Annotated in this window: 21 protein-coding genes; 13 read left to right on the forward strand and 8 right to left on the reverse strand. The window is 40.6% G+C overall.

Translation table 11 applies throughout. The features are described 5' to 3' along the window. Positions 1-225: 225 nt before the first annotated feature. The 4 genes from urtD to urtA form a co-directional block, all read right to left on the reverse strand. Positions 226-975, reverse strand: a complete 750-nt coding sequence (urtD, locus tag KME09_19660) for an urea ABC transporter ATP-binding protein UrtD (protein MBW4536157.1) — start codon at positions 973-975, stop codon at positions 226-228. A gap of 21 nt (positions 976-996) precedes the next feature. Beyond that, on the reverse strand, positions 997-2,145 hold the full coding sequence (gene urtC, locus KME09_19665) for an urea ABC transporter permease subunit UrtC (protein MBW4536158.1): 1,149 nt from the start codon (positions 2,143-2,145) through the stop codon (positions 997-999). Positions 2,146-2,238: 93 nt separating this feature from the next. After that, positions 2,239-3,399: a branched-chain amino acid ABC transporter permease gene (locus KME09_19670; GenBank protein MBW4536159.1), complete on the reverse strand. Its 1,161-nt coding sequence runs from the start codon at positions 3,397-3,399 to the stop codon at positions 2,239-2,241. 256 nt (positions 3,400-3,655) lie between these two features. Next, positions 3,656-4,972, reverse strand: coding sequence for an urea ABC transporter substrate-binding protein (urtA, locus tag KME09_19675; GenBank protein MBW4536160.1), 1,317 nt, complete (start codon positions 4,970-4,972; stop codon positions 3,656-3,658). A 451-nt stretch (positions 4,973-5,423) separates the two neighbouring features. Here urtA and ureA point away from each other — a divergent pair, with 451 nt between their 5' ends. From ureA to KME09_19695, 4 genes are read left to right on the forward strand one after another with little or no spacing between them, the layout of a single operon-like run. Then, entirely contained in the window at positions 5,424-5,726 is a 303-nt protein-coding gene (ureA, locus tag KME09_19680; GenBank protein ID MBW4536161.1) for an urease subunit gamma, read from the forward strand. A 19-nt stretch (positions 5,727-5,745) separates the two neighbouring features. Beyond that, positions 5,746-6,051 (forward strand): urease subunit beta, encoded by a 306-nt coding sequence (gene ureB / locus KME09_19685; protein MBW4536162.1) that lies wholly within the window; start codon positions 5,746-5,748, stop codon positions 6,049-6,051. Positions 6,052-6,054: 3 nt separating this feature from the next. Beyond that, the gene (gene ureG, locus KME09_19690) at positions 6,055-6,699 is read left to right on the forward strand and encodes an urease accessory protein UreG (GenBank protein MBW4536163.1); all 645 of its coding nucleotides are present in this window, start codon (positions 6,055-6,057) and stop codon (positions 6,697-6,699) included. Next, the gene (locus KME09_19695; GenBank protein MBW4536164.1) at positions 6,696-7,538 is read left to right on the forward strand and encodes an urease accessory protein UreD; all 843 of its coding nucleotides are present in this window, start codon (positions 6,696-6,698) and stop codon (positions 7,536-7,538) included. The genes ureG and KME09_19695 overlap by 4 nt, the downstream gene beginning before the upstream one ends. 43 nt (positions 7,539-7,581) lie before the next feature. On the opposite strand, the gene KME09_19700 is transcribed toward KME09_19695, so the two are convergent. Then, positions 7,582-8,733 carry a transposase gene (locus KME09_19700; protein ID MBW4536165.1) on the reverse strand — a complete coding sequence of 384 codons (1,152 nt, stop codon included), beginning with the start codon at positions 8,731-8,733 and terminating at the stop codon, positions 7,582-7,584. A 90-nt stretch (positions 8,734-8,823) separates the two neighbouring features. Here KME09_19700 and KME09_19705 point away from each other — a divergent pair, with 90 nt between their 5' ends. The 6 genes from KME09_19705 to KME09_19730 all read left to right on the forward strand — a co-directional run bounded on the left by KME09_19705 (position 8,824) and on the right by KME09_19730 (position 14,526). Continuing rightward, on the forward strand, positions 8,824-9,348 hold the full coding sequence (locus KME09_19705; protein ID MBW4536166.1) for an urease accessory protein UreE: 525 nt from the start codon (positions 8,824-8,826) through the stop codon (positions 9,346-9,348). A 148-nt stretch (positions 9,349-9,496) separates the two neighbouring features. Then, the gene (locus KME09_19710) at positions 9,497-10,198 is read left to right on the forward strand and encodes an urease accessory protein UreF (GenBank protein ID MBW4536167.1); all 702 of its coding nucleotides are present in this window, start codon (positions 9,497-9,499) and stop codon (positions 10,196-10,198) included. A 178-nt stretch (positions 10,199-10,376) separates the two neighbouring features. Further along, positions 10,377-12,089: an urease subunit alpha gene (ureC, locus tag KME09_19715; protein MBW4536168.1), complete on the forward strand. Its 1,713-nt coding sequence runs from the start codon at positions 10,377-10,379 to the stop codon at positions 12,087-12,089. A gap of 122 nt (positions 12,090-12,211) precedes the next feature. Beyond that, positions 12,212-13,312 carry a methyl-accepting chemotaxis protein gene (locus KME09_19720; protein MBW4536169.1) on the forward strand — a complete coding sequence of 367 codons (1,101 nt, stop codon included), beginning with the start codon at positions 12,212-12,214 and terminating at the stop codon, positions 13,310-13,312. Between the two features lie 51 nt (positions 13,313-13,363). Then, complete coding sequence (locus tag KME09_19725) at positions 13,364-14,227, forward strand: flagellar motor protein (protein ID MBW4536170.1); 864 nt, start codon at positions 13,364-13,366, stop codon at positions 14,225-14,227. Positions 14,228-14,340: 113 nt separating this feature from the next. Next, positions 14,341-14,526 (forward strand): PCP reductase family protein, encoded by a 186-nt coding sequence (locus KME09_19730; GenBank protein MBW4536171.1) that lies wholly within the window; start codon positions 14,341-14,343, stop codon positions 14,524-14,526. Between the two features lie 228 nt (positions 14,527-14,754). Here the strand turns inward: KME09_19730 and KME09_19735 are convergent, their stop codons facing one another. Beyond that, entirely contained in the window at positions 14,755-15,603 is an 849-nt protein-coding gene (locus tag KME09_19735; GenBank protein ID MBW4536172.1) for a universal stress protein, read from the reverse strand. A 179-nt stretch (positions 15,604-15,782) separates the two neighbouring features. After that, the gene (locus tag KME09_19740) at positions 15,783-16,259 is read right to left on the reverse strand and encodes a hypothetical protein (protein ID MBW4536173.1); all 477 of its coding nucleotides are present in this window, start codon (positions 16,257-16,259) and stop codon (positions 15,783-15,785) included. Positions 16,260-16,331: 72 nt separating this feature from the next. Between KME09_19740 and KME09_19745 the strand changes: the two genes are divergently transcribed. The 3 genes from KME09_19745 to KME09_19755 are packed head-to-tail and all read left to right on the forward strand — an operon-like array spanning position 16,332 to position 17,090. Beyond that, positions 16,332-16,499 carry a hypothetical protein gene (locus KME09_19745; GenBank protein MBW4536174.1) on the forward strand — a complete coding sequence of 56 codons (168 nt, stop codon included), beginning with the start codon at positions 16,332-16,334 and terminating at the stop codon, positions 16,497-16,499. After that, a complete protein-coding gene (locus KME09_19750) occupies positions 16,500-16,676 on the forward strand; it encodes a hypothetical protein (GenBank protein MBW4536175.1) in 177 nt (58 codons plus the stop codon). It begins immediately after the preceding gene. 21 nt (positions 16,677-16,697) lie between these two features. Next, positions 16,698-17,090, forward strand: a complete 393-nt coding sequence (locus KME09_19755; GenBank protein MBW4536176.1) for a hypothetical protein — start codon at positions 16,698-16,700, stop codon at positions 17,088-17,090. 56 nt (positions 17,091-17,146) lie between these two features. Here the strand turns inward: KME09_19755 and mutL are convergent, their stop codons facing one another. After that, positions 17,147-18,904, reverse strand: coding sequence for a DNA mismatch repair endonuclease MutL (mutL, locus tag KME09_19760; GenBank protein ID MBW4536177.1), 1,758 nt, complete (start codon positions 18,902-18,904; stop codon positions 17,147-17,149). Between the last annotated feature and the right edge of the window lie 43 nt (positions 18,905-18,947).

Raw genomic sequence — 18,947 nt, forward strand, 5'->3', positions numbered from 1 at the left:
GGTTGAGCATCTCTCTTTAAATGTTTGAGAATTTGTAATTCTACATCCATTGCTCTATCTGGCTTTTAGCTACTTATAGTTTTGATTCTTTTATTTTAATTCTCGGAGAGTGACATAAGAGGGATAAGGTAAGGTACTACGCTTAGAGTCAATCAATCTTCAGCTATAGGCTCTAAGCTTTGAGAAATAGTAATGAGTTTTTTACCCACTACCCACTACCAGTTGCTAGCAACTTATTTCCTCTCCTAAATAAACCTCAATTACCCTGGGATCGTTTTGTACCTCACTCATTTTTCCTTCACAAAGCAATGCACCCTGATGTAATACTGTTACTTTATCATTGGCAATTTGACGCACAAATTCCATATCGTGTTCGATCGCAATAATTGAATGACTTTCGGCTAGGGAAAGTATTAAAGCCCCCACGTTTTCGGTTTCTTCGTCCGTTAATCCAGCTGCGGGTTCATCTACCAGGAGTAAATCTGGAGATTGCGCTACTAACATGCCAATTTCTAATCGTTGCTTCTCACCATGAGAGAGTAAATTAGCCAAAAGATTAGCTTTAGCATCTAAACCAATGGTTTCTAATAATCCTGCAACCGTCCTTTGCTCACCACTGTTAGCATGACCAAACAAAGTCGCCACGACATTTTTATTCTGGTTGCAAACTAAATCTAGGTTTTCCCGTACAGTTAAATTTAAATATACCCTAGGAGTCTGGAACTTCCTCCCAATACCCATCCGAGCTATTTTATATTCGGGTATTTTTTTAAGATCTTTCCCTTTAAATAAAACTCGCCCTTTAGTTGGCTGAACTTTGCCTGTAATTACGTCTAAAAAGGTAGTTTTGCCTGCTCCATTAGGGCCAATGATGACTCTTAATTCTCCCGTATTCATACTAAAATTTAGCTGGTTAAGAGCCTTAAAACCATCAAAGCTAACTGTTAGATCTTCTATCTCTAAAATCTTGCTCATTATCAAATATTGATTAAATTATTACTTATTACCTCTTACTTCATCTTTCTCCCGCTGTACTTCGGGATCTTCTAGTAAGCTAGGATAAGTAACCAAAGGCTGATTACCGCCCAAAAGCGATCGCATCTTTAACCAACCATTATTTCTAAACCAGCCAATTATCCCATCAGGCAAGACTGTCACTACGATTAAGAATAATGCCCCTTGAAAAAATAACCAGATTTCGGGAAAACTTTCGCTCAAAAATGTCTGGGCTAGGCGGACTAACATCGTACCTAGAATAGCTCCAATTAAAGTACCTCTTCCCCCAACTGCAACCCAAATTACCATCTCAATCGAGAAAGCCACCTGCATAATACTTGGGTTAATAATGCCTGTTTGGACAGTATATAATGCTCCTGCTATTCCTGCGATCGCTCCAGAAATAGCAAAGACTAAAACTTTATATCCTGTCGGGTCATAACCTGAAAATCTCACCCTAGTTTCATCATCGCGAATTGCCATCAGTAATTTGCCGAAACGTCCGCTAGTTAACCAACGGCAAAGAAGATAAACTAAAACCAAAGCAATAACGGTAATAATATAAAAAGTACGCTGTGCGCCAGGGGAACTAGCTAGGACACCGAAGATTTTCTCGGTATCTGTTTTCAATCCGTTTGTACCATTAATCAATTCTTGCTGACCATTAAAAAAGTTATAAAAAACTAATAATGCAGCCTGAGTTAAAATCGAAAAGTAGACCCCTTTGATCCGATTACGAAATACTAAATAACCAATCAAGCCTGCGACAATTCCTGGAATAATCACCAGGGCTAATACAGTAAAAGGGAAAGAATAAAAAGGCTGCCAAACCCAGGGTAATTCTTTCACTCCATACAGCGTCAGAAATTCTGGTAATTTACCTTCAGGTATTTGCAAATTGAGGTGCATTGCCAGAGCATAACCACCTAAAGCAAAGAAGATACCATGACCTAAGCTTAATAATCCTGTATAACCCCAGATAAGATCGATACCCAAGGCAACAATTGCTAAAGATAAAAAGCGACCAATCAGACGTAAACGAAAAGCTGGTATGACACTAGGCAGAATAACCGCCATGATTACAATTAAAGCTGTAATTACAATAGTCTCAATTAATTTATGGCGACGCTTTTTTTGTTTAATTTGCATACCTATTTCATTGCTCACTAATTACTAATTACTGATTATTTGCGAAGCTTATCCTTTAGGAATAATTACTAATTACTGCTCATTGTTCATTGCTCAAAGTTCAGCAGTTCTGCCTTTTTGCGGAAATAATCCCGCAGGTTTAATCTGCAAGAAAATAATAATTAAGGCAAATACCATTACTTTCGCCATACTGCTAGTCGCAAAAAAGAACCAAAAGTCAAGTAATGATTGAGGCGCTTTCATGTTAGTTAATAGTAATGCTAAAGTTCCCGAACCAATTAGATAATTAAGAATTCCAATCCCCATCGCGGCAATTACTGTCCCTAAAAGGTTGCCTACGCCACCAACTACAACCACCATAAAGGTATCGACAATATAGTTTTGTCCTGTGTTTGGCCCCACTGAACCTAATAAACTAACGGCGCATCCAGCAATTCCAGCTAATCCCGAACCCAAAGCGAAAGTAAGAGCATCTACTTTATCTGTGGGGATGCCCAAGCAGGAACTCATCGTCCGATTTTGGGTGACGGCACGAATTTTTAAGCCCCAGGTTGAACGTTGTAAAAACCAGTACACCCCAAGCAAACAAAGAAGCGTCAAGCCAATAATAAACAAGCGTACATAAGGGATTTGAAAACCTAAAGCGTCCGTACCGCCTCGTAGCCAGTCAGGAGCGGTGACATCGACGTTTCTGGCACTAAACCAGGCTTTAGTTAAAGCAGTATTTTTGTTAAGTAAATAGTAAAAAGCGATCGCAATTCCCCCAGACAAAACCAACAATAAACTCAAAGCTTTATGCTTGAGTCTTGCCCAGTCCTCCCTACGTTTAACTATCTCCATTCCGCCGAAAAATAGCAGGCAAAAAATGCCGAGGGAGATAAACAACAGCCAGCTAACGCTTCTGACAAACTGCTGCAAAATTAGACTAACTCCCCAGGTTGCCAGTAGGGTTTCTAGTGGTCTGCCATAAAGAAAGCGAATCGCGCCCCTTTCGAGAATTATGCCCATAATTGCCGAAACGATAAAGGCAACGGGAATTGCCACGACAATATACAGGCTAAACCAAGGTTCCCCCAGGGGTTTAAAAATATTTTGCACCACAAAAGTAGCATAAGCACCCAGCATGATTAATTCACCATGAGCTAGGTTAATAACTCCCATCAGTCCAAAGACAATTGCCAAGCCTAAAGCAGCAATCAGCAATACCGAACCAATACTCAGACCGTTAAATAAACCTTCTAATAATGTAGACACATTCTCTCTCTTGATAGTTTGGGGAATTCTCTTGAGAAAAATTAAATCCGCGAAGCGGAGGAATTAAACAAGGCTTAAAGCTTAGAGCTTAGAGCTTAAAGCTTTTTTTAAATAAGCAAAAAAGTAGCCAAAGATTAGCAGCTATTAGCTTTTAGCCTTTAGTTAAAATAGTAAATCTGCATACTCAACAAATCTGTCAAATTTGAACTAATAAAGTACTTAAAAAAATACCATACAATTCAAATTGACAAGCAGTCTAAACTTTGTACTTTCCACCCTTATTGGGATCTGTCCAATCGCAGGCAAAACCTTTAGTTTCTTTGACATATTGATTCCAGGGGACAGGTTCTAGAGGCCCTTCTGTAGACCAGACGACATCAAATAGCCCATCCTCTCTCACTTCCCCAATCCGCACCGTTTTGGAAATATGGTGATTAGGCTGCATGGTCACCTTGCCTCCTGGCGCATCAAATACTTGACCTACTGCTGCTTTACGCACGGGTTCTAGATCGGTAGTACCCGCTTTTTCGACCGCCTGTTTCCAAAGGTAAACCATGATGTAGGCAGCTTCCATCGGATCACTGGTTACGCGATCTTCACCATATTTTGCCTTAAAAGCTTTGACAAACTTATCGTTGACAGGACTTGCTACAGTTTGATAGTAGTTCCAAGAAGCGTAATGTCCTTGAAGATATTCAGACCCAATTTGTCTTACTTCTTCTTCGGCTACGCTAACCGACATGACAGGATACTTGTCTGGAGTTAATCCTGCACCCTGCATTTGTTTGAAGAAGGAAACGTTAGTGTCACCGTTTAGGCTGTTAAAGATTACTCCACCGTTGGGCAATGCAGCTTTGATTTTAGCGATGATGGGCGTAACTTCAGTATCTCCTAATGGTAGATAGTCTTCTCCAGCAGTTTTCCCTCCTTTAGCTGCCAATTGCTCTTTAATAATAGTATTAGCAGTACGAGGAAAGACATAATCTGAACCAACCAAGAAAAACTCTTTACCTTTATTTTTTAGTAGCCAGTCTACCGCAGGCTCAATCTGTTGGTTGGGCGCGGCACCCGTGTAAAAAACATTATTTGAACATTCCTGTCCCTCATATTGAACGGGATACCAGAGCATATGCTTTTTGGACTCAAATACGGGCAACACCGCTTTACGGCTAGCGGAAGTCCAACAGCCAAAAACAGTAACCACTTGATCCTGATCGATTAGTTTGGCTGCTTTTTCGGCAAAGGTGGGCCAGTCTGACGCACCATCTTCCTGAATTGGCACAATTTGTTTGCCTAAAACTCCTCCCGCAGCATTAATTTCATCAATTGCCAGCATTTCAGCATCAACTACGGTGGTTTCACTAATTGCCATAGTTCCGCTTAAAGAGTGCAGAATACCAACTTTGATTCCGTCTGCATCAGCAACGGGTTTGGCATCAGTGGCAGGATCGGCAGCGGGATCGGCAGCTGTATCGCCACTGCCTTCTTCACTGGCACAACCCTTTAGCAATAAGCTAGCCAGTACTCCTGTAGATCCATAGAGTAAAAATTTACGTCTTCCTAAGTTTGACATGTGCTTCTTTTTCTTTATTTATTAATTCGGTTTAATTGAACGTAATGGCTTAGTTTTTAGAGATAATGGCGTGGCTAGAATTATCTGATAACTCATAACTCAAAATATTTCTGCTTGAAAAGAAATTGTACTCTGCAATACAAAAAAAAAAGCAAGCAAATATACAAAAAGAAAATCCATTTTACACATCTAGTAAAAGTTATATTTCAAAATAAACTATAGATAGTCAGTAATTGAGGTTAATTGCTTAAAAACTCTTAAGATTAATATTGTGAAGCGATATTAAGCATAGGTTAAAGATCATCATAGACTTGCGATTGAAAATAAGAATGGTGCAACAAAAATTGATAATCAATTTGCGATCAAAATCTTAGAATTATTTAGAATTATTAGTTACTACAGCGTGATTAATTGTTAGATCTTGACCTTAGATTGAGTAAAAAAATATTACATGCAGCTATCACCTCAAGAACAGGATAAACTTACGATCTTTACAGTTGGACTTTTAGCTGAAAGGCGTAAAGATAAAGGTCTGAAATTAAACTATCCTGAAGCGATCGCCTTTATTTCAGCAGCCATTTTAGAAGGTGCTAGAGAAGGTAGAACCGTTGCCGAACTGATGAGCTATGGCAAAACTATCTTGAATCGAGATGAAGTTATGACAGGCATCCCCGAAATGATCCACGAAGTTCAGGTAGAAGCTACCTTTCCCGATGGGACAAAACTAGTAACAGTCCACAACCCGATTCAATGAGCAATGAGCAGTAATCACAATGATTCCAGGTGAGATAATTACCCAGCCAGGGACAATTGAGTTAAATGCAGGTAGAGAAACCCGAGAAATCGTCGTAGCTAATACAGGCGATCGCCCAATTCAAATCGGCTCACATTTTCATTTTTATGAGGTGAATTCTGCTTTGGAGTTTGAGCGAGAAGGAACGAAAGGAATGCGACTAGATATTCCCGCAGGTACGGCAGTCAGATTTGAACCAGGGGACGAGAAGACAGTTAATTTAGTGGCGATCGCTGGTAGCCGAGAAATATATGGTTTTAATGGTTTAGTAGAAGGAAAAGTTTAGCAGGTGCAAACAAAAAAAAACGTTGCTAGGTTAGGAATAGGTGGGCCTGTTGGTAGTGGTAAAACTGCTTTAATAGAATGTTTAGTACCCATATTGACCCAGCAGGGAATAGAAATTGCAGTAGTAACTAATGACCTTTTGACTACCGAAGATGCAGATCGTCTTAAAAGAAAAGGTTTTTTGCCTCAAGATCGCATCATAGGCGTAGAAACTGGGAGTTGTCCTCACACGGCTATTAGAGAAGATCCCACTATGAATCTTCTAGCAATACAGGATTTAGAAATACTGCATCCCCAGCTAGACCTGATCTTGATTGAAAGCGGGGGAGACAATCTCGCTTCTACCTTTAGCTACGATCTGGTTGACTCTTATATTTTTGTGATTGATGTGGGTGCAGGAGATGATATTCCCCGTAAGAATGGCCCTGGTTTTGTTCAGGCAGATTTAGTCGTTATTAATAAAATCGATCTTGCTCCCTATGTCGGTGCTGACTTAGATCTAATCCGTCAAGAAGCACCCCAACACCGTAACGGCAAAGCGATCGCCTACACTAATTGTAAAACTGGTGCAGGTTTGAATGAAGTGGTTGATTTTATTCAAGAACAGCTTCTATTTAATCATTCTTCGCCATTGGGAGCTAACCTATGAGGGAGAGGGACACCCTAGAACTAAGACTCCAGTGCGATCGCCTGGGTCAAACCACCATTGCGCATCAGTATACGACCTATCCTTTAAGGATGTCTGGTATTTTTCGCCTGGATGGGGTTGAGCCTAATTGTGCTTATCTTTATCTGATCAATACTTCTCCTGGTTTACTTGCTCAAGATCGGTTTAGTTTAGCTTTAAATCTGGAAGCGGATACCAGTATGTATTTTACTGACCAGGCGGCAACCAAGGTTCATGCTATGCCCAAGACTGAGACTAAGGCGACAACTAGTTGGAAGATTGCTGTTGGCGTAGGAGCGAGTTTAGAGGTAGTCCCCGAACCAGTAATTTTATTTGCGGATGCTGCCTTTGAACAAACTACCCAAATTACTCTTCATCCTCAAGCAGCACTGTTTTGGAGCGAGATCCTAATTCCTGGCAGATTAGCAAGGGGAGAGTATTATGATTTTCGTCATTATCATAATTGTTTGGAAATTTATTCTCACCAAGGAGAACTCTGGTTTCGGGATGCTATACGCCTAGTAGGCAAGGATAATCCTTTCAAGCAGCATGATTTATTTATTGCCGAGCCGATCCTGGCAAATTTAATCATGATCCAGCCTCAGACAGATTTAGCAGCACTAAAGCAAAAAATTGCCAACCTCACTGCTACCGATTGTAAAGAGCTAATTGTTGCCACCTCCCTCTTGCCTAAAAATAGGGGTTTGTTGATTCGCGTTATGGCTTTTAAAGCCTGGCGCATTAAAAAATATATTAATTATGTCTTAAACTGCGTCCGCTACTTAAGCGATCGCCCGTGCTTACCCTATATTCCCAAGTGACGACGTAACCTCACTCCTTCTGGCGAAGGACGGAGCTTTAGCCCTAGTGATGGTTGATCGGAAAAAGACTTAACTGTCCATTCAAAATACAATCCATTACCGAGCTTTCGGGTTGAGTTACAACCAACCCCAATTGAGAAATTATTAACCCTGCATTGATGTCAGCATTATGTTTCCAACCACAGTTGCCACAATTAAACCGCTCTCCACTCCGATAGGATTTGCCTTTTTCGGGATGGACGTGATGGCATCTGGCGCAGGTCTGACTAGTATAGGCTGCGGGAACAGAAAGAACTTGAACACCTGCAATAGCAGCTTTATAGGAAACGTATTGCTTCAACTGATAAAAAGCCCAGTTGTTAGTTTTGCGTCTTTCTTTCTTACTGCGAGGTTTACGGTTGAGAGACTCCCTAATGTTTGTCAAATCCTCAAATACCAATGCTGCATTGTTCCCTTTCGCTTCTGTCACAAGCTGTTTGCTTATATTGTGATTCAGCCACGATTGAAACCGACGTTCTCTACCAGAGAGCCTTCTAAGCAATCTTTTGGACGACTTAGTGCGTTTAGCTTGAACGTTAGCTCTGACTCGACTATATCTGTCTCTAACTTGATTAAGTTGCTGACCACTCCAGGTTCTTCCCGTACTAGTAGCAGCTATCGAACGTCTTCCAAGGTCAACCCCAATGGTTTTCGGAGTTTTACCTGTTGGTTGAGTCGGGATATTAACGCATATCTGGATGTAGTAATCTCCATTCTTGCGTTTGACCAAAGTGGCAGATGTGGGAATGTGACCTTTAAGCAGTCCTCTTTGGTAGTTACCGATAGCCAGATTAAACTTTTTCCTGCCAGTAATCAAAGTGATGCCTACAATCTGATCCTCTTCCTCGTACCTGAATGTCCGAGCATCAAGAAGAATGCTAGAAGCTCGAAACTGCTTAATCTTGTAGTTCGCTTTCAAATTGCCAACTACGCGAGTTATTGCCTGACAGACATGGTTAGCCTTCAAGTCCGTAGCTACTCTAACTGGCTTGTATACCAAGTGGTGCAGCTTTGTTTTGTTGGTTACACCTTCCGTCATGGCTGTATCCAAAATGCGGTTACAAGCATCAGCAAACTGCTCCAGTGTCTCATCTATTTCTGGAGTGATATCTGGGGGAACTTCAATCTTGCAAGATACAGTTATTGTCTGAGTCATAACTGTATTTTAAGTCAACAGATCTACTCAGAAATATAAACTTTTGAATCGCCTTAAAGGGCGGGGTTTTCCAGACCCATTTATTAAACGATGATCGAACTCGCGCAAACCTATTTAGGTAATCTGACAGAAGATTCCAGTCTGGCAGCAAAAGTTACCCAGGCTCGTCAACAAGCATCTTGTCTGGATGTATTTCTCAGTCAGAGCGATCGCCACAAAGGAAGAATTCAGGTGCGATCGACTTCAGGATTCACCGTCGGCATTATTAAAAGTCGTGACTGGTCAATACGAGCATCAGATGTATTTAAGACTGAAGCCGAACAGTTAGTAGTGATTCATCTACCAGAACAAAAATCGCTGGTGCTAAGTTTTGAGCTACCTCTAACAGCCTCGGCAACAGAGCTAGTCCGCTTGGGTCATGTTTTGGGCAACCATCACTATCCCATCACCATTGCCAATCAAAAAATATATCTTCAGCCAGGAGCAGATTTACCCGTCGATTTAGCCATTGTGGAGCAAACCATTAAGCAACTGCAAATTCCTGGTTTAACCATTAATTATGAAATGCGATCGCCCAATTCCTTAGACTTTGCCCCTCAATCCCATCACCATTAAAAATTACAGCGAATTTCAGTTACCCATTACCCATTACCCATTACCCATTACTTCGATAAATTAATGCGTCTACTCAATTGAAAACTGCTGTAAAGCTTCCCTAATCCCCCAATTCCCTACCAACTAAACTATTCAATCTTTAACTTCTATGCTTCTCTCCCCCATTGCCCAGCAGCTTGCTCTAATGCAGCTAGCGGATTCTTTTTTTCCCACTGGTTCTTTTACTCTTTCCCATGGATTAGAAAGCCTAGTACAACAGGGAAAAGTTCAGTCCATGGTGGAATTACAGATTTTTTTACAGTTACTGTTGCTTAATAAAATTGGCACAACCGATGTCGTCGCTTTAATTCATAGTCATCGCAATATTAATCAGAAAGAAGATATAGCAGCTCTTAGACAGATCGAGCATCAACTATTCGTGCAAACTGCGATCGCCAAGTATCGAGAAACCCAACGACAGAGTGGCAGGGCTTTGTTGATGGTGGCTAGTGTTACCTGGCAAGACGAACGCTTAGAAATGATTAATCAAGAAGTGTCCCAAGGAAAAATGCACTGTCTACATCCTGTTATCTTTGGTGCTGTCTCGGCTATAGCTGGTTTACAAGCGCAAAATGCTGTCCTGGCTTTTTTGCACGGTTTGGTCACTAGTATTTTAAGTGCAGCGATTCGCTTGAGTGTTTTAGGACACTTGCAGGCACAACAGGTTTTACTCCAGCTATCACCAGTAATGGAGCAGGTATGGCTTACTGCATCAGGAATGGATTTGTCGCAGATGTGGTCGAGTACGCCATCGATTGACATGGCTCAAATGCAACATACAGACCTAGAACAACGATTATTTAGTAACTGACGTTACGTAGGTAATAGGTAATAGGTAATAGGTAATAGGTAATAGGTAGTAGGTAGGATTAATTCCCCGACGCGAAGCTAGTCCTTTAGGGCAAGTCCCTATAAAAAGAGTCTCAAAAGAAAAGATTAACAAATGCGTAACATCAATCAGTTAGTAATTAATTAGGGAAATAAAAGCTATGAGTTATTTTATGGATCGGCGAGCATATGCCAATACCTTTGGCCCGACAGTAGGCGATCGCGTTCGTTTGGCAGATACGGAATTATTGATTGAAGTTGAACGAGACTACACGACTTATGGCGACGAAGTTAAGTTTGGTGGCGGGAAGGTGATTCGCGATGGCATGGGGCAATCTCCCTTATCTCGTCAAGATGGTGCTGTTGATTTGGTTATTACCAACGCCCTAATCTTGGATTGGTGGGGTGTAGTTAAGGCTGATATTGGCATCAAGGATGGTCGGATTCAGGCGATCGGTAAGGCAGGTAATCCTTATATTCAAGACAGTGTTGATATTATCATTGGTGCTGCTACTGAAATTGTGGCAGGAGAAGGACATATTGTGACGGCGGGGGGAATCGATAGTCATATTCACTTTATTTGTCCCCAGCAGATCTCTACAGCGATCGCCTCTGGCATAACCACGATGATTGGCGGTGGTACTGGCCCAGCGACGGGGACTAACGCAACTACCTGTACCCCTGGAGCTTGGAATCTCAGGATAATGCTCCTGGCTGCGGATGCTTTTCCGATGAATTTAGGCTTTCTGGGTAAGGGTAATAGCAGTAAGCCAGAGGGTCTCGTAGAACAGATTAAGGCTGGGGCGATGGGGTTAAAGCTCCATGAAGATTGGGGTACTACTCCCGCAGCGATCGATACTTGCCTGAGCGTTGCTGATGAGTATGATGTGCAGGTGGCAATTCACACTGACACCCTTAACGAAGCAGGCTTTGTGGAAAATACCATTGCAGCCTTTAAAGACCGCGTGATTCATACCTACCATACAGAAGGTGCAGGGGGAGGACACGCTCCCGACATTATTAAAGTCTGTAGTTTAAGCAATGTTTTACCTTCTTCTACCAATCCCACCAGACCTTTTACAGTCAACACCCTAGAAGAACATTTAGATATGTTGATGGTTTGCCATCATCTCGATCAAAACATTCCTGAAGATGTGGCGTTTGCGGAATCCCGTATTCGTCAAGAAACGATCGCCGCTGAAGATATTCTCCACGATCTAGGCGCATTTAGTGCGATCTCCTCAGATTCTCAAGCGATGGGTAGAGTCGGCGAAACGATCATTCGTACCTGGCAAACTGCCCACAAAATGAAGATCCAGCGAGGTGTTTTATCTTCTCCTACTCCTGAAGTTGCTGATAACTTTCGAGCTAAACGCTATATTGCCAAATACACGATTAATCCTGCAATTATGCACGGTATCGCCCAACAGGTTGGTTCTTTAGAAGTAGGTAAGCTGGCGGATATTTGCCTGTGGAAACCCGCCATGTTTGGAGTTAAGCCAGAAATCGTCATTAAAGGAGGTGCGATCGCTTGGGCGCAGATGGGGGATCCCAATGCGAGTATTCCAACACCTCAACCAGTATATATGCGTCCGATGTTTGGTAGTTTTGGTGGTGCTACTGCCTCGACTTCTCTAACTTTTATTTCTCAAGTAGCTTTAGATCTGGGAATCCCCGAACAGTTTGGTCTGAAAACTTCTGCCGTCGCTGTCAGCAATACTCGACAGCTAAGTAAAGCAGACATGAAATTAAATGATGCTACTCCTGAAATCGAGGTAAATCCCGAAACCTATGAAGTCAGAGCAGATGGAGAACTACTAACCTGTGAACCCGCCAAAAGTTTACCCATGACCCAGCGTTATTTTCTCTTTTAACTTTCTGTAATACTATCAATATTTCCTCGCCATTCAGTGACGATTAATGTCACAATCAAAACTCTATAAAAACTAGTTATTCCAGATTTTAATCTTGAAGCAACTTCGCATCATTTAAAACTATGCAGCAAATATTTACTATTCTTAGTTTAATTCCTGGTTATTTAATTTTCTTAGCAATTATTTTGGTAATTTTGCCAACAATTATCGCTATTATGCTGCGTTTCTGTTTATATCGGCATTTAAAGTATTTAGCAGGCAATGCACGAAGATTGCTAGGGGGAGTCAAGCAAGAATCTACACCCAAAATGATTACTAGATTAGAGCAAAGATTGGCTGATAGTAACCTTAATCCAGATCGATTAAATACTTCAGCGGTGATTGAAGGAGCTTATAGTCACGAAAAGTTTTATTTTCTCGGATTAGCTTTGAACTGTAATTTTATCGATAATTTTTGTCGTATTCTACCCAATTTATTACTTTCATTTGGTTTATTAGGGACATTTTTAGGTATTACCCTGAACTTGTCTAGTTTGAGTCAAACTGTCACCCAGATTGATATTAATGATGTTAGGAATTTAGTAGCAGAATTAAATCGCCCTTTACAAGGAATGGGAGTAGCTTTTACGACAAGTTTAGTGGCGATCGCCTGTAGTTCTCTTTTAACAGTAATCAATTTATTTTGGAATACCAACGTGGTCAAAGCTAGTTTACTTAGCTATGTTGAAGACTATATTGATAATATTTTCTTACCTAGAATTCAGCCTGTTAGTTCCTTAGAAGAAGCTATTAGTCAATTTAGCCGAGACTTTGATGGCATGGTGCATAAATTGGGTGATACGATTGAAGAATCCATGACCAAAGCTTTTATTAAAATTCACAAGAGCGCCGAAACTTTTCAAGATGCTGCTAACGTTTTAGATAATAGCCAATTTCCCGAAAAACTGGCTTCGGCAACCAATAATTTGGCGATCGCGCAAAATCAATTTTCTCAATCTTCTTTAGTATTACAAAATTCAACTCAATCTTTTGCACATAGCTTTCTTTCCATGCAAAAGCTGACTAAAAAATTCTTAGAACTAAATCAAAAAGTAAATAATATAGAGCAACAATATGAAGCTTTAGTCAACCTCAATCAAGAAAAAAATATGATTGAGCAATCAGGTTTAAAAGAAATTCAGCAAGAGCTATCAAAATTACTAACTCAGATAAAAAATCAGTAATCAGTAATCAGTAATCAGTAATCAGTAATCAGTAATCAGTAATCAAATGTTATGTCTAAAAAACGTAAGCCACGTAGCTATGAGGTCGTAGAAAGTTTAAATGTTTGGCCATCTTTTACCGATTTGATGGCTAATGCCTTCATGATTATTAGTTTATTTTTGTTATTAGCTTTATTTAAATCACTGTTTTTAAAATATGCCGCAGAAGAAAGCGAGCAAAATTTGAGCGATACAGAAAGACAAGTGCAGTTGTTACAGCGAGAAATAGCTACCCTAGAAAACGAACTAGGAGATAGTACTGCTGATGTGCGCCAGCTTAATCAAGCCTCCGCTGAGTTGAGACAATTGCTGCTAAGTAGCAATGAACAAAGTCGTAGTCGCGTAGATATTTTACAGTCAGAAATAAAACGCTTGAAATCTGCACCTCCCGTAGTGGTAATTCAAGATTCAGGCGGATTTCAATTTGATTCAGGTAGCGCAATTCTGCCCAATGATTTGAAAAAATATATTACGCTGGATTTAGTCGATCGCATTGAAAAAATTAGTCAACAGCGCAGTCTCTATGTAGTAGAAATTATTGGTCACACGGATGGTCAGATTAATTTTAGTAATGGTAATTTAGATCAACAATTAGAAGAAGTTGCCCAAGGAACACTTCCCGTAGAAAGCCTCAAAGCTGGTTCTAATGCAGATTTAGGTTTAATGCGTGCCTTGGAAGTAGTTAAGCAATTACAAACAGTGCAAGAGCAAACAGGCAGACTGGAAGGGGTTCAGTTTCGAGCTTATTCCGCAGCGCAACTACAGTTACCATCAGGAGACTTTGCTCCTGCCAACCGCAACCCTAATGCTAACCGTCGCCGAATTGAAATTCGTTTTTCTCCTTTAGGAAAAGCTGAAACAGTCAGCAATGAATAATGAACAATGAACAATGAACAGATAGTCTATTAACTTTGTCTAAGCTAAGTGAATTTGAATAAAATTCTCAATCTACAATTGAAGGTAATCCTACACAATCTAAGAGGGCAACAATGAGGGACTTAAATTTGACTGATGACCTGTATTGGACACCTCAAGCTCATGCTAAGTTAAAAATGATTCCTTTCTTTGCTCGCCCTCAAGCACGGCAAAAAATAGAAGCAATCACCCGTGCAGCAGGATTAGAACAAGTAACAGCCGAAATTGTCGAACAGACTAGAGAAAAGTTTGGACAGTAATTAAAATTTACTTACTCTACCTGTCTCAATCCATTAATTCAAACTTAACAACCTACTAGCACATCAACTTTAACTTGTTGGGTTGAAATAATTAAAATCCGTAGGGCGAGGCACACCCCACCCTACTACTTCGTTATAAATTGTTCAATGTTCACTGCTCATTGAAAAGAGAAATGCCCCCAGCAATGGAAGGCATTTTTTTGGGATACTATTAGATGCTATTAAATGTTATGAATATTCTTGTCTGGCTAAAAGTACAGGACAAGGCGCTTTAATCCGAATATAGTCTGATAAAGAACTACCAAGTAAACGTTCAATATCAGGTAAACTTTTGGCAACCGAAGGGCGACGTTCGGGTGAACCCAAAACTAACAAGTCGATATTTCTGGCTTCAGCTAGGCTACAGATCTTCTGTGCAGGTCTACCACCTGTTACCAAGCAACGATATTGTAAACCCATCCGTTTAACTTTGGCGATCGCTGGAGCTAAGATCGGATTACTTTCCATGTCCTCTTGAGATAGATTTAAATTAGGATCTAAATCTGGATTGACCCTAGTAAGAAAGATTTCTGCATCTTGATACCCCTGTAATAAAGAGAGGGTAAGGTCTAAAGCATAGTTGGCAGCAGGAGATTTATCAAGTGCCACCATAACCCGCTTGAGTTTTTTGACATAGATATCGTCTTTTACCAGCAACATTGAGCGATCGGTCAGTTGAAATACATATTGACTCACAGAGTTACTGAGAATCGACTGTAATTTACCTAATCCCCGCGAACCCATAATAATTAGATCGGCATCTACTTCTTGCGCCACTTTTAGCACAGTAGTTTTGGGTTCTCCTTCCTCAACTTTGCAACTAGCCTCATCGCAATTTATACCTAGCTTGGCGACCAATTCGTCAATTTTTGTTTTAGCATTTTCTTGTGCTGCCGACTCTTCTTGAGTGGTTTTGGGCGAAATCACCTTTAAAATTGATACCTGAGCATTCTTAGTGGCGGGAAGCTCCAATAGTATTTTGAGCATATCTTGAGCATTCTCCGCTCCAGAATCAGCATATAGAATTTTGTTAATCATTTGTAAAATTACATTTTGATTTAATACCCGATGTATCTAGGTTACTGCTAATCATGACCCTCAAGATTATGCAGACTTATAAAACTTAATGACTAAGATCGAGTATTGAAATGTTATAAGATTGGCGATCGCTTTTTAGCACAGGCGATCGCTGAATTTAGCGCTTAATCAACTATGATTTAGCGAATTTGGGAAGAAGCTGCATCAGAAATACCTGGTATTTCAGCATATTTACCCTGCACAGAAAAAATCATACAGAAAAAACAAGCAGCAACACTACCCATAAAAATCGTATTACTGAGAGTTTCGCTAATTAAACTTTGAGCGCCAAAAGCAGGAACAAGAACTCCCATAATCAAACTAAATAAAATCTGTAAAATGTTGATTAAAATTGCCTGCATACCATTAAAACGCAAAAAATAGCTCATGTTGTCATTTCTCACTACTCCTAACCACAAGCCAAAAAAGATAATTAAACTAGCAAAGGGAAGACTGTTAGTAACGCTATATAGAGCAATGACAGGGGAGAAAAATTGAGCCAACCAGGGAAATTGAGACAAGAGGATAATGCCGAAGGGTAGAGAATAGACTAAGGGAAATAAATAAATTAAAGCGCCAAAGCTACGGTCTTTAACATCGGTTTCAGGAGTATTCATCTGATATTTTGGGTTAATTAAGTAAATATGGTAAATATTATTATCTTAGAGCGACATTGAATATTTAACATCGTGATCAAAGTGATTACTTTGATCGCGCAAATGGATAAAGAAGAAACACAAGCGATCGCCCAACTAGAAGAATTACAACAGTCTTATCCTGGGGCTAAGATTAATTTGAATGGAGAACTAACGGTAAATTTTCCTGAAAATGTGAAGATTCCTGTTGAACCGAATTAGATGGTTACGGCTAAGTTGTTTGAAAGTAATATTACGTTTAGTTATTGTGATTTGGGTAGGGCGATCGCATATCTTAACGATCAGTTTGCTGTAGATACATTAGAAATTAAGGTAGTGCAGCCTAGATCGGGCATATCATATCTAGAAACTTTCTGGATAACATTTCACATAGGGTGAATATGCAGACATGGAGGACTGATGGGGGACTTCCTTACAGCAATAAAAGATACGCCAATACCTACCATACTTATCTTAGTTGGATTGTTTATCATTGTTTTAGCATTTGTGGTAAAGATTGGAGGAGTAATTGAAGTTTCATCAGAGCAACGAAGATGGGCTATTCCCGTCGGATTATTTGTGCTAATCATTGGCTTAGTTCTCAACCTCTCTCCTGTAGGCAAAACCCCGGCAAGCGAGATTCCACCAGGAAGATATACCAACAGTTGTTCAAGCATAGAGGTAAAAAGTGATACCTTATTTGCCGTCTGTAAAAGAAGAGACAGCAGTTATAATCCAACACAGTTATCAAGGTTCGAGGATTGTAAAACAACTATTGACAATATCGATGGTGTGCTTGAATGCCAAAAGTAATATATAAGGGAATAGAATGGTTTTGACGCTAATAGCGATCGCGATCGCTCTAGTGATTAAATGCCATGACTCTTACCAATGACCCAATGGCGACGGAAAAAGCGAGACAGACTAGATTCTTCTAAAGAAAGATAAATTGGTCTGCCGTGGGGACAGGTACGAGGATTACGGGTTGCTTGCCAAAGATTGAGTAGATGCTGCATTTCTTCTAAACTCAGAGTCGTACCATTGCGAATCGCACTCCGACAGGCGGTGGCTACCTGTGCTGAACGTAAATCTCCACCCCAACTTAATTCAACTAAGGCATCGGCACAATCTGCTCGTTCTACCAGGATTTTAGGCGCGTTACGAACTGCCCAGATATTATCGCCAAATAGTTCAACATCGATGTTTAATTTCTCTAGCTGTTCTAGCTGTTGTGGCTTGAGATATTCTAAAGTAATCGAGGTTTTCAAAGGTACTAGTTCCCAACAGTCCTGTAGCTGTTCGTATAGGACTCGCTCGTGGGCAATATGTTGCTCGATTAGCCAGACTCCTGATGAATGTTCCGCAACAATATAGGTTTTATTTACTTGAGCAACGGCTGTCAGTTGTAGGGAATTTATTTGAGTAGAGGTTGTATCTTTTGTCTGGGCTAGCTCACGGTCTATATAATATTTTTTGGATGAGGCTTCTGCCACCTTGAGCATTTTACCAATTCGGCGATCGCCCATAGCAGCAGTCAGACTATTGGTATTAAGTTTTAAGGCTTGAGCGATTACCTGAGTTACTTCATTTTGCCAGTAGTCAAGGGAATGCAAATATATTTCTGATTTGGCAGGATGACGATTCCAATCTACCTGATTAGGAGAAGTTTGAAGATTTAAGAGGCAAACAGGAAAGCGATCGCGGGGGAGAGTTTTTGCCAGACTATTGAGAATTGTCTGTTCTAATTCTGGCGATCGCACAAAACGATGATTCACCGATACTTTGACCCAATCTGCTCGATGGCGGTGACAGCGATCTGGCAAACCCATTACCAATTCAATTTGCGACTTATCAGTAGTGGATAAATAATGGCGATCGCTCGCTAATGATTCACTATCTCGATCCAAAGATGGTACAAGCTGCTTAGTTAAGTTAGGGGTTGCCACCTCAACTTGAAGCTGGTATAAATCGCTCTGATTTACTTTATTCAAGAATTGAGGCAAAATATCTTTGGCGGTAGTGCCAGGACTAATCTTAAACCACAGACTATCTTGCTGCTTAATTTGCCAAGTGACTTGAGGATGACACAGAGCAATTTTTTGAATTAGTTTCTGAATTGCTTTAAGCTGCTGGGATATAGGCGGTAAAGCACGACGACGGACAGGAATCTTGGCAAACAAATTTGAGACGGTGACAATAGTACCAGTAGCGATCGCCATGATTGATTCTTGCTTTGGTTGAGCCTCATGATAAGTAACTTGCCAACCTAAATCTGCTTGACTGGCGCGGCTACAAATAGTTAAATCTGCCACTTGAGCAATACTGTGCAGAGCTTCTCCTCGAAAACCTAAGCTGGTAATTTGCCAGAGATCCTTCTGAGTTCTAATTTTACTAGTGCTGTGGGGTTGAACGCAGACACGAAGATCGCTCAGCAGCATTCCCTTGCCGTTGTCAATCACCTGAACCTGCCACAATTCGGGATTGAAAGTAACGGTGATTCTCGTAGCTGCCGCATCTAGAGAATTTTCTACCAACTCTCTAATTACAGCGGCGATCGAATCGATCACTTCTCCCGCAGCAATTAAATCTATTACATTGTCTGGTAGGGTTTGTATCTCTGATGCCATATTTTGAGCTTCTTAGCTTCTTAGCTTTGAGCTTCTGAGCTGC

This window comes from Pleurocapsa minor HA4230-MV1 (assembly GCA_019359095.1).
In the GTDB taxonomy this organism is placed as follows: Bacteria; Cyanobacteriota; Cyanobacteriia; order Cyanobacteriales; family Xenococcaceae; genus Waterburya; species Waterburya minor.

Excerpts from the sequence above, each read along its gene's own strand:
- urtD (MBW4536157.1), bottom strand. The coding sequence starts at position 975 with ATGAGCAAGATTTTAGAGATAGAAGATCTAACAGTTAGCTTTGATGGT.
- urtC (MBW4536158.1), bottom strand. The coding sequence starts at position 2,145 with ATGCAAATTAAACAAAAAAAGCGTCGCCATAAATTAATTGAGACTATT.
- urtA (MBW4536160.1), bottom strand. The coding sequence starts at position 4,972 with ATGTCAAACTTAGGAAGACGTAAATTTTTACTCTATGGATCTACAGGA.
- ureA (MBW4536161.1), top strand. The coding sequence starts at position 5,424 with ATGCAGCTATCACCTCAAGAACAGGATAAACTTACGATCTTTACAGTT.
- ureB (MBW4536162.1), top strand. The coding sequence starts at position 5,746 with ATGATTCCAGGTGAGATAATTACCCAGCCAGGGACAATTGAGTTAAAT.
- KME09_19695 (MBW4536164.1), top strand. The coding sequence starts at position 6,696 with ATGAGGGAGAGGGACACCCTAGAACTAAGACTCCAGTGCGATCGCCTG.
- KME09_19700 (MBW4536165.1), bottom strand. The coding sequence starts at position 8,733 with ATGACTCAGACAATAACTGTATCTTGCAAGATTGAAGTTCCCCCAGAT.
- KME09_19705 (MBW4536166.1), top strand. The coding sequence starts at position 8,824 with ATGATCGAACTCGCGCAAACCTATTTAGGTAATCTGACAGAAGATTCC.
- KME09_19710 (MBW4536167.1), top strand. The coding sequence starts at position 9,497 with ATGCTTCTCTCCCCCATTGCCCAGCAGCTTGCTCTAATGCAGCTAGCG.
- ureC (MBW4536168.1), top strand. The coding sequence starts at position 10,377 with ATGAGTTATTTTATGGATCGGCGAGCATATGCCAATACCTTTGGCCCG.
- KME09_19720 (MBW4536169.1), top strand. The coding sequence starts at position 12,212 with ATGCAGCAAATATTTACTATTCTTAGTTTAATTCCTGGTTATTTAATT.
- KME09_19725 (MBW4536170.1), top strand. The coding sequence starts at position 13,364 with ATGTCTAAAAAACGTAAGCCACGTAGCTATGAGGTCGTAGAAAGTTTA.
- KME09_19730 (MBW4536171.1), top strand. The coding sequence starts at position 14,341 with ATGAGGGACTTAAATTTGACTGATGACCTGTATTGGACACCTCAAGCT.
- KME09_19735 (MBW4536172.1), bottom strand. The coding sequence starts at position 15,603 with ATGATTAACAAAATTCTATATGCTGATTCTGGAGCGGAGAATGCTCAA.
- KME09_19740 (MBW4536173.1), bottom strand. The coding sequence starts at position 16,259 with ATGAATACTCCTGAAACCGATGTTAAAGACCGTAGCTTTGGCGCTTTA.
- KME09_19750 (MBW4536175.1), top strand. The coding sequence starts at position 16,500 with ATGGTTACGGCTAAGTTGTTTGAAAGTAATATTACGTTTAGTTATTGT.
- KME09_19755 (MBW4536176.1), top strand. The coding sequence starts at position 16,698 with ATGGGGGACTTCCTTACAGCAATAAAAGATACGCCAATACCTACCATA.
- mutL (MBW4536177.1), bottom strand. The coding sequence starts at position 18,904 with ATGGCATCAGAGATACAAACCCTACCAGACAATGTAATAGATTTAATT.